Source organism: Vagococcus bubulae (genome assembly GCF_003950315.1).
GTDB classification, from domain to species: Bacteria; Bacillota; Bacilli; order Lactobacillales; family Vagococcaceae; genus Vagococcus; species Vagococcus bubulae.
In genome coordinates this window covers 13,565-39,031 of the sequence record NZ_NGJT01000014.1, presented here as the reverse complement: position 1 = coordinate 39,031, position 25,467 = coordinate 13,565, and the positions used below count along the sequence as shown (strand labels likewise).

The 25,467-nt window shown below is 33.1% G+C and carries 24 protein-coding genes, 2 pseudogenes and 1 other annotated feature; of the genes and pseudogenes, 19 read left to right on the top strand and 7 right to left on the bottom strand.

What is annotated here, in order from left to right; all coding sequences use genetic code 11:
- Positions 1-28 precede the first annotated feature (28 nt).
- Positions 29-793: a response regulator transcription factor gene (locus CBF36_RS08210; RefSeq protein WP_125957969.1), complete on the bottom strand. Its 765-nt coding sequence runs from the start codon at positions 791-793 to the stop codon at positions 29-31.
- Positions 774-2,402, bottom strand: coding sequence for a sensor histidine kinase (locus CBF36_RS08205; protein WP_125957968.1), 1,629 nt, complete (start codon positions 2,400-2,402; stop codon positions 774-776). Before CBF36_RS08205 ends, CBF36_RS08210 begins: the two co-directional genes overlap by 20 nt.
- 193 nt (positions 2,403-2,595) lie before the next feature.
- Between CBF36_RS08205 and CBF36_RS08200 the strand changes: the two genes are divergently transcribed.
- Entirely contained in the window at positions 2,596-4,311 is a 1,716-nt protein-coding gene (locus CBF36_RS08200; RefSeq protein WP_125957989.1) for a flavocytochrome c, read from the top strand.
- Positions 4,312-4,352: 41 nt separating this feature from the next.
- On the opposite strand, the gene CBF36_RS08195 is transcribed toward CBF36_RS08200, so the two are convergent.
- On the bottom strand, positions 4,353-4,721 hold the full coding sequence (locus tag CBF36_RS08195) for a YccF domain-containing protein (RefSeq protein ID WP_125957967.1): 369 nt from the start codon (positions 4,719-4,721) through the stop codon (positions 4,353-4,355).
- 135 nt (positions 4,722-4,856) lie between these two features.
- Here CBF36_RS08195 and CBF36_RS08190 point away from each other — a divergent pair, with 135 nt between their 5' ends.
- The 5 genes from CBF36_RS08190 to CBF36_RS08170 all read left to right on the top strand — a co-directional run bounded on the left by CBF36_RS08190 (position 4,857) and on the right by CBF36_RS08170 (position 8,803).
- Positions 4,857-5,549 carry a putative ABC transporter permease gene (locus CBF36_RS08190; protein WP_125957988.1) on the top strand — a complete coding sequence of 231 codons (693 nt, stop codon included), beginning with the start codon at positions 4,857-4,859 and terminating at the stop codon, positions 5,547-5,549.
- An 80-nt stretch (positions 5,550-5,629) separates the two neighbouring features.
- On the top strand, positions 5,630-6,094 hold the full coding sequence (locus CBF36_RS08185; RefSeq protein WP_125957966.1) for a YehS family protein: 465 nt from the start codon (positions 5,630-5,632) through the stop codon (positions 6,092-6,094).
- Positions 6,095-6,115: 21 nt separating this feature from the next.
- A complete protein-coding gene (locus tag CBF36_RS08180; protein WP_125957965.1) occupies positions 6,116-6,568 on the top strand; it encodes a YaiI/YqxD family protein in 453 nt (150 codons plus the stop codon).
- A 91-nt stretch (positions 6,569-6,659) separates the two neighbouring features.
- Positions 6,660-6,902: a binding site (T-box leader), on the top strand.
- A 55-nt stretch (positions 6,903-6,957) separates the two neighbouring features.
- Positions 6,958-8,055 (top strand): 5-methyltetrahydropteroyltriglutamate--homocysteine S-methyltransferase, encoded by a 1,098-nt coding sequence (locus CBF36_RS08175; protein WP_125957964.1) that lies wholly within the window; start codon positions 6,958-6,960, stop codon positions 8,053-8,055.
- A gap of 16 nt (positions 8,056-8,071) precedes the next feature.
- Positions 8,072-8,803, top strand: a complete 732-nt coding sequence (locus CBF36_RS08170) for a cyclase family protein (RefSeq protein WP_125957963.1) — start codon at positions 8,072-8,074, stop codon at positions 8,801-8,803.
- A gap of 103 nt (positions 8,804-8,906) precedes the next feature.
- On the opposite strand, the gene CBF36_RS08165 is transcribed toward CBF36_RS08170, so the two are convergent.
- The 3 genes from CBF36_RS08165 to CBF36_RS08155 are packed head-to-tail and all read right to left on the bottom strand — an operon-like array spanning position 8,907 to position 11,763.
- Entirely contained in the window at positions 8,907-10,175 is a 1,269-nt protein-coding gene (locus CBF36_RS08165) for a dicarboxylate/amino acid:cation symporter (protein ID WP_125957962.1), read from the bottom strand.
- 14 nt (positions 10,176-10,189) lie between these two features.
- A complete protein-coding gene (locus CBF36_RS08160) occupies positions 10,190-11,371 on the bottom strand; it encodes a MalY/PatB family protein (RefSeq protein WP_125957961.1) in 1,182 nt (393 codons plus the stop codon).
- 2 nt (positions 11,372-11,373) lie between these two features.
- Positions 11,374-11,763, bottom strand: a complete 390-nt coding sequence (locus tag CBF36_RS08155) for a Rid family detoxifying hydrolase (protein ID WP_125957960.1) — start codon at positions 11,761-11,763, stop codon at positions 11,374-11,376.
- Positions 11,764-11,925: 162 nt separating this feature from the next.
- Between CBF36_RS08155 and CBF36_RS08150 the strand changes: the two genes are divergently transcribed.
- The 12 genes and pseudogenes from CBF36_RS08150 to CBF36_RS08100 all read left to right on the top strand — a co-directional run bounded on the left by CBF36_RS08150 (position 11,926) and on the right by CBF36_RS08100 (position 23,393).
- Positions 11,926-12,414 carry a MarR family winged helix-turn-helix transcriptional regulator gene (locus tag CBF36_RS08150; protein ID WP_165865434.1) on the top strand — a complete coding sequence of 163 codons (489 nt, stop codon included), beginning with the start codon at positions 11,926-11,928 and terminating at the stop codon, positions 12,412-12,414.
- A gap of 108 nt (positions 12,415-12,522) precedes the next feature.
- On the top strand, positions 12,523-12,813 hold the full coding sequence (locus CBF36_RS08145) for a SemiSWEET family transporter (protein WP_125957958.1): 291 nt from the start codon (positions 12,523-12,525) through the stop codon (positions 12,811-12,813).
- Between the two features lie 120 nt (positions 12,814-12,933).
- Positions 12,934-13,578 carry a trimeric intracellular cation channel family protein gene (locus tag CBF36_RS08140; RefSeq protein ID WP_125957957.1) on the top strand — a complete coding sequence of 215 codons (645 nt, stop codon included), beginning with the start codon at positions 12,934-12,936 and terminating at the stop codon, positions 13,576-13,578.
- Positions 13,579-13,718: 140 nt separating this feature from the next.
- Complete coding sequence (locus CBF36_RS08135; protein WP_125957956.1) at positions 13,719-15,260, top strand: ABC-F family ATP-binding cassette domain-containing protein; 1,542 nt, start codon at positions 13,719-13,721, stop codon at positions 15,258-15,260.
- A gap of 285 nt (positions 15,261-15,545) precedes the next feature.
- Entirely contained in the window at positions 15,546-16,370 is an 825-nt protein-coding gene (locus CBF36_RS08130; RefSeq protein WP_125957987.1) for a phosphate acyltransferase, read from the top strand.
- Between the two features lie 14 nt (positions 16,371-16,384).
- The gene (buk, locus tag CBF36_RS08125; RefSeq protein ID WP_125957955.1) at positions 16,385-17,455 is read left to right on the top strand and encodes a butyrate kinase; all 1,071 of its coding nucleotides are present in this window, start codon (positions 16,385-16,387) and stop codon (positions 17,453-17,455) included.
- Between the two features lie 21 nt (positions 17,456-17,476).
- Positions 17,477-18,889 carry a dihydrolipoyl dehydrogenase gene (gene lpdA, locus CBF36_RS08120; RefSeq protein ID WP_125957954.1) on the top strand — a complete coding sequence of 471 codons (1,413 nt, stop codon included), beginning with the start codon at positions 17,477-17,479 and terminating at the stop codon, positions 18,887-18,889.
- Between the two features lie 17 nt (positions 18,890-18,906).
- Positions 18,907-19,893 carry a thiamine pyrophosphate-dependent dehydrogenase E1 component subunit alpha gene (locus tag CBF36_RS08115; protein ID WP_125957953.1) on the top strand — a complete coding sequence of 329 codons (987 nt, stop codon included), beginning with the start codon at positions 18,907-18,909 and terminating at the stop codon, positions 19,891-19,893.
- A 29-nt stretch (positions 19,894-19,922) separates the two neighbouring features.
- A complete protein-coding gene (locus CBF36_RS08110) occupies positions 19,923-20,909 on the top strand; it encodes an alpha-ketoacid dehydrogenase subunit beta (protein ID WP_125957952.1) in 987 nt (328 codons plus the stop codon).
- A 21-nt stretch (positions 20,910-20,930) separates the two neighbouring features.
- A pseudogene (locus tag CBF36_RS12585) lies at positions 20,931-21,101 on the top strand (biotin/lipoyl-containing protein); the annotation flags it as partial.
- A 171-nt stretch (positions 21,102-21,272) separates the two neighbouring features.
- Positions 21,273-22,211: pseudogene (locus CBF36_RS08105) on the top strand (dihydrolipoamide acetyltransferase family protein); the annotation flags it as partial.
- Positions 22,212-22,343: 132 nt separating this feature from the next.
- Positions 22,344-23,393 (top strand): PTS sugar transporter subunit IIC, encoded by a 1,050-nt coding sequence (locus CBF36_RS08100; RefSeq protein ID WP_125957950.1) that lies wholly within the window; start codon positions 22,344-22,346, stop codon positions 23,391-23,393.
- Here the strand turns inward: CBF36_RS08100 and CBF36_RS08095 are convergent.
- The gene (locus tag CBF36_RS08095; protein ID WP_125957949.1) at positions 23,390-24,280 is read right to left on the bottom strand and encodes a LysR family transcriptional regulator; all 891 of its coding nucleotides are present in this window, start codon (positions 24,278-24,280) and stop codon (positions 23,390-23,392) included. The genes CBF36_RS08100 and CBF36_RS08095 overlap by 4 nt on opposite strands.
- 152 nt (positions 24,281-24,432) lie before the next feature.
- Here CBF36_RS08095 and CBF36_RS08090 point away from each other — a divergent pair, with 152 nt between their 5' ends.
- The gene (locus CBF36_RS08090) at positions 24,433-25,374 is read left to right on the top strand and encodes a 2-dehydropantoate 2-reductase (RefSeq protein WP_125957948.1); all 942 of its coding nucleotides are present in this window, start codon (positions 24,433-24,435) and stop codon (positions 25,372-25,374) included.
- Positions 25,375-25,467 lie beyond the last annotated feature (93 nt).

Here is a 25,467-nt window from a genome sequence, read left to right as displayed (position 1 = left end):
CATTAAATTTGTGTTTTTTCAAAAAATACTAAAAAACGGTTTGATTTTTAAAATGCTTTTCTTTAAATTCAGTAGGACTTAAGTTTTCATGGAGCTTAAATAGTCTGCTAAAATAATGAGGATTGGCGTAACCAACCTTGGTGCTAACTTCTTGAATACTAAGATTAATCGTAGTTTGTTGTAATAATTCTTTTGCTTTATTTAACCGATAATCGGTTAGATAATCACTAAATGATTTTCCAGTTTGTTTTTTTAACTGTTTGCTTAAGTAAGAAGAATCAACAAATAATTCTTTAGAAACAAAAGCTAAAGAAAGAGTGTTGTCAGAATAGCGCTCTTTAATAATATCTATGGCATTAAGACAAAGAGGTGATAGCTTAATGTCTTCATTTTTAAACGTCTTTTTTTGCGACGTTTCATCTATTAGCTTATTATCTATTTTGTTTAGTAGATAGGTTATATCAGAAGGAGCAACTGGTTTTAATAAGTAATCAAACACCTGGAGTTGGATTGCTTGTCTTGTAAAATTAAAGTCATCATAACCACTAATTATCACAATGATGATAGATGGAAATAAAGCCATCAGTTTTTTTGCTAAAGCTAACCCATTCATATCAGGTAAATTGATATCTACTAAAGCCACGGAAATATTTTTTTCATTTTGTATAATAGAGAGTGCTTCATGTCCACAGTCTGCTTGGAAAATATGCTTAAATTCAATTGAGTGTTGCTGAATAATATGAGCTAGTCCTTTTCTAAAGACAGGTTCATCATCAATTAATAAGATATCCATTATAATCTCCTTTCAAACTAATTATAGGAACAGTCATTTTAATAATAAAGAAATCATCTTGCGTGTATGCAGACATTTCAATGGCGTCATCATAAAAATAGGACAGTTGCATATATACACCATATAAGCCAAATCCCACATTGTCTTTGTGGTATTTAGGAGTATTAAAAAAGTCATTTAATTTTGTTAAACAATCATCTTTTGGTATCACACCTGTATTTTTAATCATAATCGTCATCATTTTTTCTTTTTCTTCAATTGATACATCAATTCGTTGATGATTTTTTTTACTCGGCCTAATACCATGATATATGGCATTTTCAACAATTGGCTGAAAGATGAAACGAGGGACAAGGTATTCATTCACATCATCTGATTTGTGACTAGTTAAATGAATGCTATTTTCATAACGAATATTTTGAATCATGATGTAGTTTGTGACGTGTTCTAGTTCATTTTTGATAGTTGAATAATCATTTCCATCATTCAAGCTAGTTCTGAAATACTCACTTAATGCTTTAATGGTATCATCCATCTTTTTGTGTTCTCCTGTAGCAGCTAACCATTGAACTGTATTTAGCGTATTATAAAGAAAATGAGGTTTAAACTGCTCTTGTAATAAACGAATATGTCTTGAAGTATTCTCTTTTTGTGTGACCTCCATAACATCTAACATTTGGTTGAATTGTGAAGCCAAAACTCCAATCTCATCATTTGATGTGATAGTCGAACGGTCATATTTATTAGATTGTGTCACTTTTTTCATGGTATGTGTTAGTGATTCGATGGGTTTTATTAATAAGTCCAATTGAAAGATAAAAAATAGGATAAACGAAGCACTTAAAATAATAAATAACCAAATAATCACTTTCTTTAGATGCAAATCTGTCTTTAATAAATCATCTTGATTAATCGTATAATGAACTGTCCAGTCAGGTAATAGTGGAATATCGGATTTAAACACCATGTCTTTCTTATTATGACTTATTGAAGTGACAGATGTTTGGTTAGTATTAGGGTGATTAATAAGTGACCCAATACCGTCATATAGAGATAATTCTTTGGTAAACTTTTGGATTTGATCGATATTAATCGCAGCAGCGATGTATTGGATTCCGTCACTTGTTGACGCTTTTAGTTGATAGACCACAATAATGATGTCTTGGTTTGCTTCTTTAGAATGTAATTTATTAGTGATTAGATAGTGCTGGTCATCGTGAAGCAATAATTTTTTGAAATAAAAGCGATCAATCACAGAAAAGTCAGGATATATTTTTGAATGAGATACTCCCTTGTTATCAATTAGTCGGATAGACTCATAAATAGGTGCTTGTCTTGTTTCAAGTTGTTGTGTTTCAATAAAAAAGTTTTCTCTATCTAAATCTTGACGGTAAGCAAAATCAGCTAAGGTAGCGATTTCACTTAATCGTTCGCTAAACCAATCATTCATTTCTTTGCTTTTACTATTAACGATTTGCTGTGTTAATTTAGTATTTAATGGAAGAACATTTTGTTTCATCTCATATTGAATCACTGAAAGTAATAAAATAAATAAAAAAATAAATAACAATATCATCCCCATGATAACTTTTTTCTTAATGGTTTTCATAAACGTCTCCTTTTTAAAGTGAAAAATGTAACAATGTACTGATTTATGTAAGAAATGACGGATTCGTGCAAAGACGAAACCGTTTCATTGTTATATAATTCACAGTGAAATAGGTGTTAATTAATAATATATCACAGTAAGGGAGAGAAACAAGGTGAAAAAAGTAGTTAAGGGTTTAACCAGTTTGTTATTAATGATGATGTTAACGTCATGTGGGTCAACGTCACAATCAAGTGGGACATTTGAAGGTGTAGGAAATGGAAAGCATGGTGACATTAAAGTTCAAGTGACAGTAAAAAATAACAAAATAGAGACTATCAAAGTGGTAGATCATGATGAAAATAAAGTGTTGGCAGAACCAGTTTATGATGAGTTACAAGAAGTCATTGTTAGTCAAAATTCAACAGATGTCGATGCGGTATCTGGTTCAACTGCGACAAGTAATGGTTACATTGAAGCGGTGAACGATGCAATAAAAAAATCAGGGTTAACATTAGTTGCGAGTAAAAAAGCAACAAAAGAAATGAAAAAAGAAGACAGCGACCAACATTATGATGTGGTTGTAGTAGGTTCTGGTGGTGCAGGATTTAGTGCAGCCATTGAAGCCAAAGAAGCAGGGAAATCAGTTGTACTGATTGAAAAAATGCCCGCAGTTGGAGGAAATACATTGATTTCCGGAGCTGAGATGAATGTGCCGAATAACTGGGTACAAAAGAAATTAGGCATTAAGGGTGATTCTCCTGAAAAAATGGCAGAAGACACAATAAAAGGAGGAGATAAATTAGGCAATCCACATATGATTCAAGTAATGACGGAACACGCATTAGATGCAGCTACTTGGTTAAAAGATGATATCAAGGTAGAGTTTTTAGATGATCAGCTGTTCCAATTTGGTGGACATTCTTATAAGAGAGCATTGATTCCAAAAGGTCATACTGGTCAAGAAGTTATAACGAAATTTAAAGCCAAAGCAGATAAATTAGATATCCCTATCAAACTAAATACAACTGCCAAAGAGCTTGTTAAAGAGGATGATAAAGTAACGGCTGTTAAAGCAGAAAACAAAGATGGTGATACAATCACTTATCATGCTAAAGATGGTGTAATTTTAACAACAGGTGGTTTTGGTTCAAATGTTGATATGAGAAAAAAATATAATGCTAAGATGGACGAAAGCTATATGTCAACCGTGACTGAGGGTTCCACTGGTGACGGAATTGTAATGGCAGAAGCGATTGGTGCGGATTTAACCAACATGGAAAATATTCAAACGTATCCTATCTGTAATCCTAAAACAGGTGTTATTTCTTTATTAGCCGACACTCGTTTTGATGGTGCGATATTAGTCAACCAAGAAGGAAATCGTTTTGTTGAAGAGTTAGAACGAAGAGATGTTATCTCTAATGCTATTTTAAAACAAACAGGTGGTTATACGTATCAAATTTGGAATGATAAGATTAATGACATATCTGGTACAATGTCAGTTCATGAAGCCGAATATAATGAATTGAAAAAACAAAAATTAATAACGAAAGCAGATACTCTTGAAGAAGCAGCAGCCTTTTTTGATATTGACGTTAACAATTTAAAAGAAACCGTTAAAAAAGTAAATGACTATGCTAAAACAGGGAAAGATAAGGACTTTAATCATCGTGGAAAACTTGTATCTCTTGAAGAAGGACCTTATTATATTGAAAAAGCAGCTCCGTCAGTTCATCACACAATGGGGGGACTTGTCATTAATGACAAAACAGAAGTATTGGATAAAGAGGGAAAACCAATTCCAGGATTGTATGCGGCAGGTGAATTAACAGGTGTTATTCATGGAAGCAATCGTTTAGGAGGAAATGCCATAACAGATATTATTGTTTTTGGTAGAATTGCTGGTCAAGAGGTTGGAAAAAAATAATAAAAAAAATAGCCATGATGATATAAAGTCATGGCTATCTTTTATCTTCTATAGACAATTTGTGCACCAAAAGGCATTAAAGCTAGTTTTGCTAATTTAAATGATTGTTTGCCAAAAGGAATCCCAATAATGGTAATGCAAAGAATGATACCACTTGTTAAATGAACAATGGCTAATGGTAATCCTGAAATAATAAGCCAAACAATATCAACAATAAATGATAATCCACTACCAGTATAGATAACATCTTTACCAAAAGGCCAAAAAGAAAGTCCAGCAATTTTAAAACATTGTAGCCCAATAGGAATTCCGATAATGGTTATACACCAAAGGCATCCAGCTAAAAACCAGGATATACCGCCAACGAAACCACCGAAAATAAACCAAATAATATTACCTAAAAATGTCATAATAATTCTTCTTTCTATATTAAGTTGTATTAATAAAAGCATTTCATTCATCATCATGATAGAATGTAGTTAATCGATTATAACATAGAGAGATAATGTAAACAAAAAGGGGAATTGATTGTGGAAAAAATATTTATGACGTTTATTACGTATTCCATCATTGGATGGTTGTGGGAGAGTGTGTACTGTTCTTTTAAGGCGAGACATTTCGTTTATCGTGGTTTTTTATTAGGGCCATATTGTCCAGTTTATGGATTTGGTGTGACAGCTGTATTACTTTTAGTACCTGATAAATCTGGCACGTTATTGAATCTTTATTTTAATTCAGTTGTCATTGTAACAATTATTGAATACCTCACAAGTTGGTTACTTGAGAAATTATTTAATATGTCCTTATGGGATTATAAGAGTGTTCCGCTTAATATTGAGGGACGTGTCGCTGTACCTGTATCAATGTTCTGGGGAGTCGGGTGTTTATTTTTAATTAAAGTGATTAACCCTGTTATTCAAGATGGGATTAATCAGTTTTCTAATATGACACATAGTATTGGACCAATCTTGTTGTTTATAGTATTTATAACAGATGTGGTGACAACACTTAGCTTCACAGCGACAACCAAAAAAGAAGTGGCAGCTTCTATTGATACAAGTGATTCAGAAAATGCTTCAATCAAAGAATATCGCTTAAAACGTTTGTTTGAAAATGAAGAATCTGATCATAATAGATTAAAAGTATTACATGAATTAAGAAAGAAACCATTAAAATTAAGACATCATAATCTAAATCGTTTGCTTAAAAACTATCCAAATTTAAAGTTAAAAAAATAGGTCAGGCACCTATTTTTTTATTTGCTCTTTAAAAAGCTCACTATGATATAATGGTTGTATAACATAAAAAGAGGTATGGTATGAACAATAATGATCGATTAACACGTTTAAGGTATGCACTAGATATTAAAGACAATGATATGGTAGAAATTTTTCGTTTAGGTGGAGCAGAGTTAAGTAAAGAAGAATACTTGTCGATGCTAAAGAAAATTGAGGATGATTTATATGAAAATATGCTAGAAGATGAACTGTTTGAACGTTTTTTAAATGGCATGATTATTTCTCAACGCGGAAAAAAAGAAGACGAAACGGTTGTATACGAGCTACATGAAGGAAACGCGAATAATGTCTTTTTGAAAAAAATTAAAATAGCCTTATCGTTGACAACAGATGACATGCTTCATTATTTGGATGAAGCAGGGGTGACTGTATCTAAAAGCGAATTAGGTGCATTCTTAAGAAAAGAAGGGCATCGAAATTATAAAGTATGTGGGGACAATTATACAAGACATTTTTTAAAGGGTTTAATGACCGATTATAGATGATGATTATTTAGGAGGTGACGTATGCGTTTTGTCATAGATGGGGATGGTTCTCCAGTAAAGAATGAAGTGATTGCTTTGGGAGAAGCATATAATATTCCAGTAGTTATTGTGACAAGTATCGATCACTACACAAATAAAATTTATCCTGATTTTATTGAATTTATCTATGTTGATAAAGGAAGCGATAGTGCAGATTATCGTATTGTAAAAGAGGTAGAAGACGATGATGTTATTATTACACAAGACTATGGGTTAGCGTCTTTATTGTTAACAAAACCTGTACGAGTGTTTCATCATAGTGGTCAAGAATACACAACACAGACAATTGATACCTTATTAAATCAACGTTTTATTGGAAGTCAAATGCGTAAAGCAGGTAAAAAAACTAAAGGACCAAAAGCTTTTACCCAAAAAGATAAAGAAATATTTATAAAAAAAATGGAAAATATCATAGCATGTAAAAAGCAATCTTAAATAGTTATTTAGGATTGTTTTTTTTAATAATAGCCCCCTTTTTTGTTGACAGGTGATTTAATTCAAGGTATAGTCATTCTAAGAAAAAGATTAAAACACGATGAGAAAGAAAGTAAGGTAATGATATTTTCTAACAGAGAGTCTTGGTAGCTGAAAAAAGACGTCAATAGAACTATCTGAAAATGGCTTTTGAGTGGACTTTCTGACACGTTTAGGAAAGTACGGCTTGTTCCGTTAGCAAACAGCAGTCTCCATATGTTGGGTACTGTTAGAGGTTGTTTTTGTGAAGAAACAACAAATTAAGGTGGTAACACATGTCAACCATGTCCTTAGATATCTATTTAGATATCTAGGGGCTTTTTTTTATATAAAATTAAGGAGGAGAACGCATGAGTAATATTCCATTTCGTTATGATCAAGTAGGTAGTTTATTAAGACCAACTATTTTGAAAGAGGCCCGAGAACAATATAAGAATGGCAAACTATCCAAAGAAGAATTAACCAAAATAGAGGATAAAGAAATTATCAATGTTATTGAAAAACAAAAAAAGATAGGGTTAAAAGCTGTTACTGATGGTGAATTTAGAAGACGATGGTGGCATTTAGACTTTATAGCAGGATTGGATGGTATCACGGTTTATGATTTTGAAACAACCGCATTTGGTATAAAAACAGAAGCTCAGGGAACATTTGTGTCGGGGCAATTATCATTTAATGATTCACATCCTTTCATTGATCATTTTAAATTTACCCAAAAGTATGCTGGTGATGCCATTACTAAACAAACAATTCCTGGTCCTAATATGATTTACTTGGATTCATTTATACTATCCAAACAGTATAATGAGAACCCCATCTATGAGAACAAAGCCGATTTTGTGGCTGATTTAGTGAAAACATATCAAGACGCGATTCAAGCGTTTTACCAAGCAGGTTGTCGTTATCTTCAATTAGATGATACTAGTTGGGGTGCTTTGTTTGATGATCGTTTTAGAGAATTAATAAAAACGAATGGTTATAATCCAGATGAATTAATTCAAGAATTTGGAGACATCACAGAAAAAGTGTTAGAAAATAAACCATCAGATTTAGATGTGACGTTTCATTTTTGTAAAGGCAATTTCCAATCGAAGTGGCTATATAATGGCTCATATGAAGTCATTGCAAAAAGATTGTTTAGCATTGAAGCTTTTTCAGGCTTCTTTTTAGAATTTGACGATGAACGTTCAGGTGGGTTTGAACCGTTGAGATATATTGGTAATCAAAAAGTAGTGCTAGGATTAGTCACAACTAAAACACCTGAGTTAGAAAATCAGGAAACCATTAAAAATAGAATTATTGAAGCTAGTCAGATTGTTCCATTAGACCAGTTATGTTTGAGTCCACAATGTGGGTTTTCATCAACACATGAAGGGAACAAGGTAACAGAAGAAGACCAATGGAAGAAATTATCACTCATTATTGAAGTTGCCAAGGAAACGTTTTAAGAAAGGAAGAGAATAGATGACTATTATAGAAGCTATTAACCAATTGAAACAAAGAGAATGGATTGATTTAACACACTCACTATCAAATAAAATTCCATATTTTCCAGCTTTTTCTCCATTAAAAGAAAAAACGATTTTTACGATTAAAGAAGATGGCTTTTTTGCAAAAGAGTACACCCTTGCGACTCAATACGGTACTCATATTGATGCGCCAGGTCACTTTGCTGAGGGAAGAGAATTATTGGAAGAGTTAAGCCTACAAGATACGATTCTGCCTTTATATGTGATTCATAAAGAAAGGGAAGTAGAAAAGAATCCAGACTATGAATTAACAGAAGAAGATATTTTAACATTTGAAAAAGAACATGGAAAAATCACTTCAGGAAGTTTTGTGGCATTTGCTAGTGGTTGGTCGAAAAAGTGGGAGAATCACGAAGCCTTTTACAACAAAGATGAATTAGGACAAGGGCATACACCAGGATGGTCGATTGAGGCGTTAACATTTTTGCATGAAAAAAGAAATGTTCGGGCGATTGGTCATGAAACACTAGATACTGATAGTGGAAAAGCCTTTGCCGAAAATAATGCCTTATTAGGAGAATTATACTGGTTATCAACAGGAAATTTTCAAGTAGAAGCATTAGATCGATTATATGATGTACCAAGCACTGGTGGAGCAATTGTGATAGGTATTCCTAAGATAGAAGAATCTCCAGGATTTACCGTTCGAGCGTTTGCTATTGTTTAAGGATAAAAAATCCACCTCGGATGAACTTCATTTGACATGAATTTAGCGAGGTGGATTTATATATTAATTAATATGACTAAATAGTGATAGTTTCTTTTCTTTTTTAATTAACAGAAGGTGATTTGACTGGTGTGATGGATATATGAGTAGATTCAACAGATTTAGGTTTATTATACCAATCTTTACCTTCTATAAATCTTGAAAGCATCATTCCTACACTGATATCTCCTGTACTATTAATCGCTGTAGCAGGTGCATCGGTTATTGTACCAATTAGTATCATGATAGGCATAGCAACTTGTGGTAATCCAAAAGCGGACATGATAAATATTTCACCCGTATAGCCGCCAGCAGGAATGGCCCCCATGACACATGATGCTAGTACAGCTATCACAATAGCAGTGATAAAGTTTTTTGGTTCTAAAATATTTATATTAAATACTTCACACATAAAGACGATTTTGAGTATCTGAATTAAAACAGCGCCATCTTTATGTAAGTTTGCCCCCATTGGTACAACTAGATTATTGATTTCTTTTGATAGTCCAATTTTTTCACCAGCTATTAAATTAGTTGGAATCGTTGCAGCACTTGAGCAGGTTCCTAAAGATGTTAAGCTAGGTGGTAAAATATTTTTCCAAAATAATGATATTCCCTCACGTCCACCGCCAATGAAAGCAAATAATGTATTAGATACAAAATAATAAACAAGAGAAGCAAATAGAAAAATAATAAGTGATCGTGAGAGTGGTCCAGCTATTTGCGAGCCTTGTTCCCCAATTAGACTGGCAAAAAAGGCGCCCAAACCAATTGGAGCTAATTTCATTACATATCCAACTAATTTAATAATAACATTAGAAAGACCATCAAAGAATTGAACGATAACTATTCCTTTTTCTCCTAAAGAAGATGTTGCAATTCCAAATAGTATTGTGAAAACGATTAGTGCCATTAAATTTTGTCGACTCCATAACAGATTAAAATCATTAACAGTTAACATGCCAACAAAATCTGTACTTGCTTTTCCAGCATCAATGGTTTCTTTTAAATCAAGACTCACACCTTTTGCAGGATTGAAGGTAATTGTTACTAATAGCATAAATATTGCTGCGAATATACCTGTTATAATAAATAATCCAATCATCATAGATAAGATCTTTCCTAATTTTTTTGTACTTTCCATATTTGCTATTGCAGATACGAGAGAAGTAAAAATCATAGGAACAATGCAGCAATATAAAAGATTCAGAAAGATAGTTGCAAGAGGCATAAACATGGTTGCTTTAGGACCCATGATGATACCGATGATGGAGCCTAAAATCATTCCACCTAGTAAAACAAAAGACGATTTATAGTTTCTTAAAATAGTCATCCTTTTTTCCTCGCTTAAAGTTTGTTTAATTCAGCAATGATATTCTCTGTTGCTTGTTGAACATATTTTGGATCGGTTGCCATATTCAATCGGACGAAACCTTTACATTCTTTACTAAACCATTCACCAAAATCAATAGCTAAACGACATCTATCTTGAATAAAAGATTTAGTATCATCAGGCGTTATGTAACCTCTTAAATCAATCCAAGTAAGATAAGTTCCTTGTAAGTCTGAAATAATTGCTTTAGGTGCATTTTTTTCAAGTTTATTTTTTACATAGTTATAGTTGTATTCAATAACTTCTAGTAGATTATCTAACCATTCTTCCCCATGGTTGTAAGCTGCTTCGCAAGCAATTTGTCCCATTAAACTTGTTTCTGTTTGATTAATCTTTTTAACTTCTTGTTGATAAACTGTTCTTAAATCCTCATTTGGAATAATGATATGTGAATTAAGTAAACAAGCTAAATTAAATGTTTTCGATGGAGCAGAACAAACAATAAGTGAATCATAATATTTTTTATCTACCATCAATGCAGATGTGAAAGTATTGTCTCCTAAAATGATGTCTTGATGAATTTCATCTGAAATAACTAAAACATGATGTTTTTTACATATACTAAGAACATCTTCTAATTCTTCTTTTGTCCAAACGCGACCAACGGGATTGTGAGGTGAACAAAGAATAAACATTTTTACGTTATTACTAATGATTTTTTTTTCAAAATCATCTAAATCCATTGAATAACTCCCATTATCATTTTTAAGTTCTGATGTGATTAACTGACGATTATTGTCTAACACAGCATTATGGAAAGGATAGTAGACTGGAGTTTGAATCATAACAGCATCATTTTCTTCAGTGAAAATATTAACAAACCAATATAGAGCAGTAACAATACCTGTTGAAAAATTTATCCATTCTTTTTTAACATCAATGTTATGACGCTTTTTTTGCCAATTAATAAATGACTGATAATATGAATCTGGTGTATAAGAATAACCGAAAACACCATGTTCAATTCGTTCGTTTAGAGCTTGTTGGACTTCTTCAGGAATTTTAAATTCCATATCTGCTACCCACATAGGAATTAAATCTTTATCACCATATCTAACATCTAACGCATCCCATTTTAAAGAGTTTGTATCGTATCTATTTACTGAGTATTTTTCAACAAATTCATCCATTAACATATTTAATCTTCTCCTTTGATTTGTGCAATGACTTCAATTTCAATTTTTGCATTCATAGGTAAACTTTTTACAGCATAAGCACTTCTTGATGGATAGTTACTATCTGCAAAAAATTGACTATAAATAGCATCAACAGCTTTAAAATCCGATATGTCAGATAATAAAATAGTTACTTTAATTATATTTTGTAAATCGCTTTCATTTTCTTCTAAAATATATTTAATATTAGTTAAACTCTGTTTTGCCTGTTCAGTTACGTCATCACTGATAAGTTCCATGGTATCTGGATTAATTGGTAATTGACCAGATGTATAAATTAAATTTCCTACTTGTGTTGCATGTGAATAACTACCGATTGCTTTTGGTGCTTTTTTGCTAATTAAGCGTTTCATAAATCATCCTCCTTTTTATATGGTTAAGGCCCTTAACTATTACAAACGTATAATAACTCAGATACAAGTGATATGTCAATAAGTATTTTTAAAAAAGGTTTAATTGCGTTTAAATAGTAATTATGAAATAATTAAATTATTAGTGTAAATAGGAGAATGACAATGGAAAATAAAGAAATAAATAGAATAAATAAACAGTTTCGTGAATTAAATAATCGTCACAATAATATCTATCAATTTGTTATATTATATTATAATTATATTATTTCAAAACATGATTATGGTACAGGAGAAGAAGTGTCCATGATTGAGGCCCATACTATTACTTATATAGAAGAAAATCCTGGAACAACTGTAAGCGATCTAGCAAAATATTGGAATAGAACAAAAGCGGCTTTATCTCAAACGGTCTCAAAATTAGAAAAAAAAGGTTATATAAAAAAAGAAAAATCAAAAGATAATAAAACAACATTTCATTTATATGTAACAGATAAAGGCTTAGAATTAAGTGAAGCACATAAATTATATGACACAATTGACATTTCAAAAACAATGGGACAATTAAAAGAAAAATGCTCTGATCAAGATATAGAGAGTTTTTTTAAAGTGATAGAAGAATATATTGTTTTGATTAATAATGACTTTAAGTAGTGATTATTTTATTGTGAATAGTTAATAATTAACCTATTTTTCAAATTGTGTTATCCTACTATATAAGAAGAATCTTGAAAAGTGATGTTTAAATAGGAGGAATAAACAATGAGTGACAGTAAGCCTGTCAAAAAAAAAGACACACAATCGAAAGTGATAAATTATATTAGTTGGATTGCAACAATTACAGCGATTTTGATGTATGTGTCATATATCCCACAGATAAGTAATAATATCGCAGGAGATAAAGGCAGTCCTATCCAACCATTAGTTGCAGCTATAAATTGTACGTTATGGGTGGCGTATGGATTTTTTAAACATCCTAGAGATTGGCCACTTGTTCTAGCTAATTTCCCAGGAATTATTTTTGGACTCATTACTTTTTTAACAGCGTTATAGCAAAATACTTAGTTTAAATCAAAATTTTTAAAAATTGACGTAATTTTGCCTTGAAATAGTTATAATATGAAAAGAGTCTGTGACTTATACATGATTAAACTGTTTCAGGGGGTTGGAACAATGGATATTTTAGAAGTAACAAGTATCATTGGGACGATTGCTTTTTCGTTATCTGGAGCACTTGTTGCCATAGAGGAGAAGTATGATTTATTAGGTATCACCGTTTTAGGTTTTGTCACGGCATTTGGTGGAGGCGCTTTAAGGAATTTAATATTAGGCTTATCAATGGATATTTTTTGGAGTCAGACTACTTTGTTTTATGTCTCGTTTGCGACTATTGGTACTGTGTATTTGTTTCCTAAAAAACTATCATCTATGAAAACATTAGAATTAATTTCTGATGCGATAGGGTTAGCAGCGTTTAGTATCCAAGGTGCTCTATATGGATTAGGAATTAATGGTCATATCGGTCCTGTTATTATGGCAGCATTGTTAACAGGAACTGGCGGTGGGTTAATTCGTGATATATTAGCAGGTAAAAAACCAAGTGTGTTATGTGCTGAAATATATGGTAGTTGGTCTATTTTGATTGCAATCGCACTTTATGTTTATCGACCAACACACTCATTAGTATATCTTTTTATTATTGCATTGACCGTGTTGTTAAGGGTAGTCGGTTTAACATATGATTGGAATTTACCTAAGTCAAAATTCAATAATCATGACGATGATAACAGTCATCCATCGCTAAAAATTGACTTATAAACTATTGCATGATATATTTTACTGATAATATAGACTAAAGATGTTAGATAGAATCATAAAGTGTTAGGTAGAAAACAATTGATTGATTTTTCAATTGTTTTCTTTTTTTATGATGATTTTAGTAAAAAGGAGATTCAACCGTGAGTATTTTAGAAATTGATGATTTGAAGTATGAATTACCCGATAAAATGTTGTATGAGAATGGTTCACTTCGTTTAAATAAAGGTGAGCACCTTGGGTTAACAGGAAAAAATGGGGCAGGAAAGTCTACTCTATTAAAAATGATTCAAGGAGACATTATGCCAGATGAAGGACGAATTGTGTGGCAAAATAATCTGAGTATTTCTTATTTGGAACAACAATTAACCTATAGTGAAGGGGATACGATGTTTGATTATTTAAAACAAGCATTTAGTCACCTTTATCAAATAAGTGATGAGATTCAAGAGATGTATGAAGAATATGCGATAACGTATGACGATGAACTACTTGAAACAATTGGAAAAAAACAAGAAAAATTAGAAGCCAGTGATTTCTATTCAATAGAGACACAAATTGAGCAAGTGGCAAATGGCTTAGGATTAACAGCGATTGGTTTAGATAAAGAAGTTGCTAAATTAAGTGGTGGGCAACGTTCTAAAGTAAGTTTGGCAAAATTATTACTTGAAAAAGCAGATGTCTTTTTATTGGACGAGCCAACGAACTATTTGGATGTCTCTCATATTGATTGGTTGTCAGATTATTTAAATCAATTAGATAGCACATATATTGTTATCTCGCATGATAGAGATTTTTTAAATAAAGTCACAACGTGTATTTGCGACATCGATTATCACACATTAACAAAATACAATGGTAATCTTGAAGCAGCGATGAAACAAAAACAAGCCAAAGCAGAACAACATCAACGTGATTATGATAAACAGCAAAAAGAAATTGATAAACTTGAAGCATACGTTAGAAAGTATAAAGCCGGAAGTCGTTCGAATATGGCAAAAAGTCGTGAAAAACAATTGAACAAAATTGACCGACTTGCTGCTCCACCAAGTGGAAAACCTGGTAAATTTGAGTTTCCATATGAGATGAGTCATAGTCATTTAGTCCTTGAAACAAATGACTTGTCAGTCGGTTATGAGTTTCCTTTATTAGAAGACATCAATTTTAGACTTCATAAAGGGGAAAAAATTGCGATTAAAGGGTTTAACGGAATAGGTAAATCAACCTTATTAAAAACACTCATTGGTGAAATCGATAAATTATCTGGAACAATTGAAATCAGTAATGATGTAAAAATTAATTATTTTTCTCAAGATTTAAATTGGGAACATCCAAACCAGTCAGCTATTGATTGGCTACAAGTTGTTCATCCAAAATTATCTAATAAAGAAGTACGCCGAGTTCTCTCCAAAAGTGGGATTAATGACGATAATATGAGTAAACCTTTATCCCAACTAAGTGGTGGAGAACAATGTAAAGTGAAATTATGTCATTTAACTTTAATCAAGAGCAATCTACTTGTTTTAGATGAACCAACAAACCATTTGGATCAACAAAGTAAAGATTCGTTAAAAGAAACATTGAATCAATTTGAAGGTACAGTTTTACTTGTGTCTCATGAGATGGATTTTTTAGAAGATTTAGTGGATCAAGTTTATGATGTGGCGTTAGGAAAAATGATGTAATAAAGAGAGATCTCGATTTATCGAGGTCTTTTTTTTAATGCACAAAAATGTTTTTTTGAATAATATATGTACAGTATTTGTGTTATATCGGTAAAACAATTTATTAATATAACATTAAAATATAATGAGTATTTGAAATAACAAGTTTATAAATGTTGTATTAGCAAAGTTTATAGGACCTATAAATTAAATCAATAGTAAGATAAAAAACAACAAATTGTATGCGTTTACATTAGTTAGTACAGTATGAGTGTAGTCAGAAAGAAATAAATGAGGTGAATGAAATTGATAACGGTATCAGTTGCCGGAGGTTCCCAACCAGAAATTTTAACGTTGGTAAACGAAGCTAAAAAACGTTTCAAAAAAGAACTTAAATTTGTTGTTTTTGATACAACAGAAAATATAGGAGACAGTGATACGTGGGAATATGTTCATTGCGAAGATGAAGCAGAAATTGTCGAGAAAGCTGTGAAATATGTCGCAGATGGACACGCTCAAATTCTCCTTAAAGGAATTATACAAACACATACATTATTAAAAGAGTTATTAAAAAAAGATTACGGATTAAAAACACAACCTGTTTTGTCACATGTTGCAATGGTTACGATACCTTCTAAAGATAAAACATTTTTATTAACAGATTGTGCGATGAATATTGCACCAGATACACAGACAATGATTGAAATTGTTGAAAATGTCAAAACAGTTGCTCATAAGATAGGTATAACTCATCCGAAAATTGCCTTACTAAGTGCAGCAGAAAATTACAATCCAAAAATGCCTTCCTCAGTTTTAGCAACTGAAGTGGCGAGTTACTTTGAAAAAGAAGAGAATGCCACAATATTTGGACCCATTTCTTTTGATTTAGCTATGTCAAAAGAAGCAGTTGAACACAAGCGATATGATGGTCCAATCACAGGAGATGCGGATGTTTTAGTCGTACCACAAATTGATGCAGGAAATAGTCTATATAAATCATTGACATTATTTGCTAATGCAACAGTGGGTGGAACGATTGTTGGGACCAAAGTTCCAGTTGTTCTGACATCAAGAAGTGATACTACAGCAAGTAAACTAGATTCTTTAGAATTTGCCATGAAACAAATATAGGAAGGGGCATTTGGATGGATAGTATATTAGTCATTAATCCAGGATCGACATCAACAAAATTGGCTATTTTTTCAAATCATGAATTAATCGCTGAAGAAACCATTCGCCATTCAGTTGATGAGATAGCACAATTTGAGAATGTCATTAGTCAAACAGAATTTAGAACCAATTTAATTTCTGAATTTATCAAAAAACATGAAGCAGAACAGCATTTAGTTGCAGTAGTTGGTCGTGGAGGATTATTAAAACCAATTCCTGGAGGGACTTACCTTGTTAATGAAGCCTTATTAAGCGATTTATTAGCTGAGAAGTACAACACACATGCTTCTAACTTAGGTGCTATTTTAGCCAATGAGTTTTCAAAAGAATATAATATTCCAGCATATATTGTTGACCCAGTAGTAGTCGACGAAATGGAACCAATAGCAAAAGTTTCAGGCTTAAAGGGTATTGATAGACGAAGTGTTACACATGCTCTAAATCAAAAAGCTGTCGCTAGAGTTGCTGCAGAAGAAATGGGTAAAGAGTATAACGACTCATCCTTTATTGTGGCTCATCTAGGTGGGGGCATAAGCGTTGGGGCCCATAAAAATGGGAAAATGATTGATGCGGTCAATGGTTTAGATGGAGAAGGACCTTTTTCACCTGAGCGTAGTGGTGAGTTACCATTAATTGAATTTGCTAATCTCATTATAAAAGAAGAACTGACACTTGCAGATATTAAAAAATTAATCGCAGGTAATAGTGGATTAAAATCATACCTTGGTGAGACAGACTTGAGAGAAGTTGAAAAGCGAATCAACGAGGGAGATACAGAAGCGGCATTTTATGAAGAAGCAATGTCCTATCAAGTAGCTAAAAGTATTGCTGAAATGTCCGTTGTGTTAAAAGGAAAAATAGATGGCATTGTTCTAACAGGTGGTGCAATTTACTCTGAATCAGTTAGAAATCAAATTATTTCTCGAGTTGAATGGATTGCACCAGTAAAAGCTTTCCCTGGAGAAATGGAAATGCAAGCACTTTATGAAGGAGCTTGGCGAGTTTTATCAGGTAAAGAAGAAGCGAAAGATTATGCGTTAGTGTAGTAAAAATAAGGAGTGAAAAAGATGGCAGAACAAACAGATTTATTGATTTTAGGTGGGGGAACTGGTGGTTATGTTGCAGCTATCCGAGCAGCCCAAAAAGGATTAGACGTAACAATTGTTGAAAAACATAAGTTAGGTGGGACATGTCTTCACAAAGGATGCATCCCAACGAAAGCGCTTTTAAGAAGTGCTGAAGTATTTGACACCATTAAAGAGGCACAAGAATTTGGTATTGAAAACGTAAAAGATTTTTCTGTGGATTTTAAAAAAGTTCAAGAAAGAAAACAAGGAATTATCAATCAACTTCATCAAGGGGTTGAAGGATTAGTTAAGAAAAATAAAATTCGTGTACTCGAAGGTGAGGGCGCGATATTAGGACCATCTATCTTTTCACCAGTTTCTGGGGCAGTGGCCGTAACATTTAACGATAAGTCTAAAGAAGAAGAAATTATTGTTCCTAAAAATGTCATCATTGCCACAGGCTCATCACCAAAAACACTACCTAATTTACCATTAGATGAAGAATTTATTTTATCGTCAGATGGCATGTTGGAAATTCAAGATTTACCAAAATCAATTGCGATTGTTGGTGGAGGTGTTATTGGTGTTGAGTGGGCATCATTACTGAATAGTTTGGGTGTAGAAGTAACAATTATTGAGTTTTTAGATCGATTACTAATAAATGAAAGCCCTACAATTTCTAAAGAATTGAAGAAGAGCTTAGAAAAACGCGGTATTAATGTTCTATTAAGTAGTAAAGTGTCTAAAGCGGAAATAAAAGACCAAGAAGTAGTTGTAGATATTGAAGGAAAAGACAGCCTAACAGTGGATAAGGTAATGGTTGCGATAGGACGCAAACCAAATGTTAATGGCATTGGGTTACAAAATACATCTGTTAAGTTTGACGATAAAGGGATTCAAGTAAATGAATTTTACCAAACAACAGAAGATCATATTTATGCGGTAGGAGATTGCATTGATACTCTTCAATTAGCTCACGTTGCAATGAAAGAAGGCGAAATTGCCGTTAGTCATTTACTAGAAGAAGATGTAGAGACAATAAATTACATTAATGTTCCTCGTTGTGTTTATACAAATCCTGAAATTGCTAGTGTGGGTTATTCAAAAGATAACTTACCAGAGGGGGTTAAAGCAAAAGTTGGTAATTTTAACTTTGCTGGAAATGGTAAAGCACTTGTTTATGGTGGAGAAGGTGGATTTGTTGAGGTCATAAGAGATGAAGAGACAGATGACTTATTAGGTGTATCCATCATTGGACCACATGCGACAGATTTAATATCAGAAGCAAGTACATCGATTTATTTAGATGCGACACCACTTGAATTAGGTGAAGCAATCCATCCACATCCAACATTATCTGAAGCAATACAAGAAGCAGCGCTCGACACTTATAAAAAAGCGATTCATAAATAAAGAAAGGTTGATGAAAAATGAAAACGTTAAAAAAATCTGGTTTGAGTAAAGAAGAATTGGTAAAAGCTTATTACGAAGTGAAAAGAGGTCGTCGTTTAGATGAACGTTTGTGGCAATTAACTCGTATTGGTAAAACATCATTTAATATTTCTGGTCAAGGGGCAGAAGTTGCTCAAGTAGCTATGGCTATGGCTTTCGAACATGATAAAGACGTCTTTTTACCATACTACCGTGATATGACAGCTTGCTTGGTTTGGGGAATGAGTACAAAAGATATTCTTCTAGGATCGTTTGGTAAAGACGCTGACCCATCTTCTCATGGACGTCAAATGCCTAATCATTATGGATCAAAAGAACATAACATTGTGTCATTTGCTTCAACAGTAAGTACACAAATGCCACTTGCAACAGGTGTTGGTTACGCAGCTCAATTAGAAGGAAAAGACTATATCGCTTTAACCACAACAGGTGAAGGATCTGCTAACCAAGGTGAAGTCCAAGAAGCAATGAACTTTGCAGGGGTTAAAAAATTACCAGTTATCTTTGTTGTTGAAAACAATAGTTACGCTATCAGTGTGCCGATTGAAGAGCAATATGCTAATGAAAATATGTCTGATCGTGCTCATGGTTATGGTTTTGAAGGAATTACAGTAGACGGTAATGACTTTACAGAAGTTTATCTTGCTTTCAAAAAAGCTGTAAAAGATGCACGTAATAAAAAAGGACCAAAATTAATTGAAATGAAAGTTTATCGCTTAACTTCTCACTCAGCAGACGATGATCAAACGATTTACCGTTCAAAAGAAGATATTGAAAAAATGAAAGATAGTGACCCAATTGATGTATTTGAAAAACAATTAATCGACGAAGGTTACCTAACTCAAGCAGAGATGGACAAAATGGATGAAGAAATCCGTGCTGAAATTGATAAAGCCACTGACGAAGCAGAAGCAATGGCAGATCCAGCTCCAGAATCATTATTAGACGAAGTATACGCGAAATAATTAAGGGAAAAAGAGAGGAATGAATGACAATGGCTGAAATGACATATTTAGAGGCGATTAATTTAGGAATATCTGAAGAGATGGCTCGTGATGAAAAAGTGGTAATCTTTGGTGAAGACGTAGGTGGCGACAAAGGTGGCGTGTTTGGTGTAACAAAAGGTTTAGCTGCAAAATATGGCGATGATCGTTGTTTCAACACACCTTTAACAGAAGGTCTTATCGGAGGATTGGCAGTTGGTTTAGGTGTTATGGGATATCGTGCAATTGGTGAATTCCAGTTTGCTGATTATATTTTACCAGCGACAAACCAAATTCTTTCTGAAGCAAGAACAATGCGTTACCGTACAAAAGGTGATTGGACAGCGCCTATCGTTTATCGTACGCCTTATGGTGGTGGTGTTCGTGGTGGATTATATCATTCACAATCAACTGAAAAAGTCTTTGCAGGACAACCAGGATTACGTGTGGTAACACCATCAAATCCATATGATGCTAAAGGTATGATTAAAGCAGCAATTCGTTCAGATGATCCAGTTATTTTCTACGAACACAAACGTTTATATCGTTTACTAAAAGCAGATGTTCCAACAGATGATTATATTGTTCCAATCGATAAAGCAAATGTTGTACGTGAAGGTAGCGACATTACAGTAATCAGTTATGGCATGATGTTACAATATGCTATTTCTGCAGCTGAAAAGTTAGCTAAAGAAGGAATCGATGCAGAAGTAGTAGACGTTCGTTCATTGTATCCATTAGATAGAGAAACATTAGTTAATGCGGCTAAGAAAACTGGAAAAGTTTTATTAGTAACAGAAGACAACAAAGAAGGAAGTATCATGAGTGAAATCGCAGCAATGATTTCAGAAGACGCATTATTTGATTTAGATGCACCGATTAAACGTTTAGCTGGTCCTGATGCTCCAAGTATGGGATATGCGTTAACGCTAGAACGTGAATTCTTAGTAAATGAAGACCAAGTAATCGAAGCAATGAGAGAATTGGCAGAGTATTAAAAATTTAGGAGGAAGTTAGTTATGGCTATTAAAGAAATTAAAATGCCCAATTTAGGGGAAAGTGTTACAGAAGCAAGTGTTGTATCATGGATTGTTAAACCAGGTGACACAGTAAAAAGATATGACCCATTAATGGAAGTTGTATCAGATAAAGTAACGACTGAAATTCCTTCAGATTTTGCAGGTGTAGTAAAAGACACATTGGTTGAGTTGGATGTTGATGTTCCAATTGGTACATCTTTAATGACTCTTGAAGTTGAAGGCGAAGAAGATTCAACACAAGAAGTAGTAGAAGTAAAAGAGGACGTAAAAGAAGAGGTTGTTGCGGCTTCATCTGCTCCAAAAGCGAAAAAATCAGCTAATAAAGCAGCAGGACGTTTCTCGCCAGCAGTGGTTCGTTTAGCACAAGAAAAAGGCATTGATTTAAATGATGTTGAAGGTACTGGAAAAGATGGACGTATCACTCGTAAAGATATTATGAACTTTGATCCGTCAAACGTTGTTAAAACAGAAGTAGCTGAAGAAACAGTCATTAAAGTTGAAGACACAGTAGTAGCACCAAAAGAACAATCTGCTCCAACGCCTGTTGCAACATCAAATGCTTCTCAAGAAGTGGTGCCGGCTGATGGTGTGAGAAAAGCGATTGCTAAGAAAATGACTCAAAGCGTGAATGAAATCCCACATGCTTGGATTATGGTCGAAGCAGACGTTACAAATATTGTGAATTTACGAAACAAAACAAAAGATAACTTTAAGAAAAATGAAGGTATGTCTCTAAGCTTCTTCCCATTCTTTGCTAAAGCTGTTGTACAAGCAATGAAGAAAAATCCAAAAATCAATACATCTTGGGATAATGGAAACATTGTTTACCATAAAGATATTAACTTATCAATTGCTGTGACAACTGACGAGCATTTATATGTTCCAGTAATTCACAATGTTGATAATTTATCTCTAGCTGGTATTGCCAAAGAGATTAATCGTCTAGCAACTGATGTAAGAGATGGTAAATTGCAAGGAAAAGATATGCAAGGTGGAACATTTACATTGAACAACACTGGTACTTTAGGATCAGTTCAATCAATGGGAATTATCAATCACCCACAAGCAGCTATCTTGCAAGTTGAATCAATCAATAAACGTATCGTTCCAACTAAAGATGGTGGATTCAAAACAGCGGATATGGTTAACCTATGTCTGTCAATCGACCATAGAATCTTAGATGGACAACAAGCTGGACAATTCTTAAGAGATGTTAAAGAAAACTTAGCTAACTTCTCATCTGAATCAGATATTTATTAAACCTTAATTATTTAGTTAGACCTGTCATGTAAAGAGTTAGATTTCTCGAGATATTCGGGAAATCTCATTCTTTCATTTAAGTAAGTGAACTTATTCTCAAACTATAAAATAATAGTAATAGGAGTTTTTGATATGACAAAAACAGAGGAAACAAAATTAACCCCACGATTATTTCTTAATAAAGTATTAGCTGGTACAGCACAGGGAACGATTATTGCTTTAATTCCAAACGCTGTGCTGGGAGCTATTCTTAAATATTTTGCTCAATATGACATTATACAAATGATTATTCATGCTGGACTTATTTTTCAATTAGCAACCCCTCTAATTATTGGGGCACTCATTGCGCATCAATTTGGTTTAACACCAGCGAAAATGATGATTGCAGGAGGTGCTGCATTTGCAGGGTCTGGAGTTATCAAATTTAATACAGACGTTAGTTCTTATGTGGGAGCAGGTACTGGGGACATCATCAACATTATGATTACTGCTTCAGTTGCTGTTTTAATGATGTTATACATTGGAAGTAAATTTGGATCAGTTGAAATTATTGCGATGCCAATTGTGGTAGGAATTGGTGCTGGTTTAATCGGTATGCTAACTTACCCATTTGTGACACAAATTACGGTTGCTATTGGAAAATTAATTAATAACTTTACAGATTTCCAACCAATTGTCATGAGTATCTTAATTGCTTGTTCATTTGCAGCATTAATCATTTCTCCAATTACAACAGTAGGAATTGGACTTGCTATTGGGTTAAATGGCGTATCAGCCGGAGCAGCCGCTATGGGTATAGCAGCTACAACGATTGTACTTGTGATCAATTCATGGAAAATTAATGAGTCAGGTGTGACTTTAGCTATTGCTTTAGGTGGAATGAAGATGATGATGCCTAACTTATTTAAATATCCAATCATCCTAGTACCAGTTTTATTTACTGCGGTTATTTCTGCCATTCCTGTCGCACTGTTAAATGTGTCAGGAACACCACAGTCAGCTGGATTTGGTTTAGTTGGACTTGTTGGCCCACTTGCGTCCCTTGATTCTGGATTAAATATTATCTTACTAATTATCTGTTGGTTTGTTGTTCCAATCATAGCAGGACTTTTATCAAAATTCATCTTTGAAAAAGTGTTAAAACTTTATGATAGTAAAGTAGTATTTGCTTATCAAGGTTAGTTTTGTTTAATCGCTTGAATGAAGTCGTTGATATCTGGAGTTAAATTAAAATCTTTTCTTAAACCGATGCCAATTGGAAAGTGGGCATACTTATCTTTTAACGGAATCCACTTAACGTCATCGCTTTTTCCAACAACTTGGTATTCAATCGGTAAAAGACAAATCGAATCATTTTTTTGCAAACTATGAATTAACACTTGTAAGTCATCGTTTTGCAATACAATGTCAGGTTCATACCCAAAGAAACGACTTCTTTCTAGCAACAAACGACCAATCATATATTTAGTTGATAAAGATGAAAAACGTTGTCCTTTTAAATCTTTAAAGGTTAATTCATCTTTTTGAGATAAAGGATTACTCTCAGGAATCACAACATAGACATTATAACCTTTTGTTGTTGTTTCTAAGGGTTCGATAGTAATGTGTTCTGGATGGTTATTAGGAAACGAAATCAATCCAATATCAATTTCTTTATTTTTAAGTTTTGATTGTAACTCGGGCGACCCATCTTGAACAATACTTAAGTCAATATATGGATGCGTTTGCAAAAAAGTCGATATTTCTTTCATAAATTGAACAGAAAAAAGGGTAGTTAAGCCAATTTTAATTCGTTTCTTTTCAGTTCGTTCATTCATTTGATGCATGTCTGCAATGAGTTGATCAAACTGCTCAACGATATCCATACCTTTTTCATATAGATACGCACCTGAATTGGTTAATTGAAACGGTTCATCTGTATGAACAAATAGCGATGTATTTAATTCACTTTCTAATTTTTTAATAGAAAGTGATAAAGTCGGTTGGGTAACAAATAAGTTTCTAGCCGCACTAGAAAGATTTCGTGTTTGAGTGATTTCAATAAAGTATTTTAATTGTTGAATATTCATAGATGGACCTCTCTTCAAATAATGTTCATATTAACAAATGTACGTTTAATATATTAAATATATCAGATGAAACAACACATTTGTAAACGATTTATATTTATAATAACATAAATAATGACAAAAAAGTAAATAATTAATTGGAGGAATTTGAAATGAATATAGTAATTGCAGGGGCTGGAGCAATGGGAAGCCGCTTTGGTATTATGTTGAAACAAGCTGGAGAAAATGTCATCTTAGTAGATGGCTGGCAACAACATATTGATGAAATTAATCAAAATGGATTGAAAGCAAACTTTAATGGAAAAGACATCACGGAATTTATTCCAGCATATAATCAAAATGACTTATCAGAGGTTGAATTTTCTGCAGATTTAGTTATTTTATTTACAAAAGCAATGCAATTAGATAACATGCTTCAATCAATTGATAACATGTTGGGTAAAGATACCATCGTGTTATGCTTGTTAAATGGTATTGGGCATGAAGATGTGATTAAAAAATATGTAGACTATGACAATATTTTACTTGGAAATACAATGTGGACAGCTGGTATGGAAGGACCAGGAAAAGTAACGCTATTTGGTAATGGAAGCATTGATTTACAAAATTTAGGTGAAGGCAAAGAAGATGTGGCGCAAAAAGTAGCTGACGTGTTAACGAATGCAGATTTAAATGCTAGAGTATCTCAAGATATTTTAACGTCGATTTACCGAAAAGCCTGTGTAAATGGAACAATGAATGGCTTATGTACAATTTTAGACTCTAATATGGCAGATTTTGGAGACACTTCAAGTGCTAATCCAATCGTTCAAAAAATAGTAGCTGAATTTTTAGCTGTTGCTCGAGCTGAAAATGTCTTTTTAGATGAAGAAGCAGTGATCGAACAAATCAACGGTTGTTTCAACAGAGAAACAATTGGTTTACATCACCCATCAATGTATCAGGATTTAGTCATTAATAATCGTTTAACAGAAATTGATTACATTAATGGTGCAATTGTTCGTAAAGGAAAAGAATATGGCATTCCAACGCCTTATTGTGAATTTCTAACTCATTTGATCCATTCTAAAGAAGAAATCGTTGAAGCAAAATAAAAAAACATCACAGTTTAAATTTTATGTGAACGCATAAAGTTTAAACTGTGTTTTTTTATCGAATATTATATAGTTTGTTTAGTCAAACCTTTA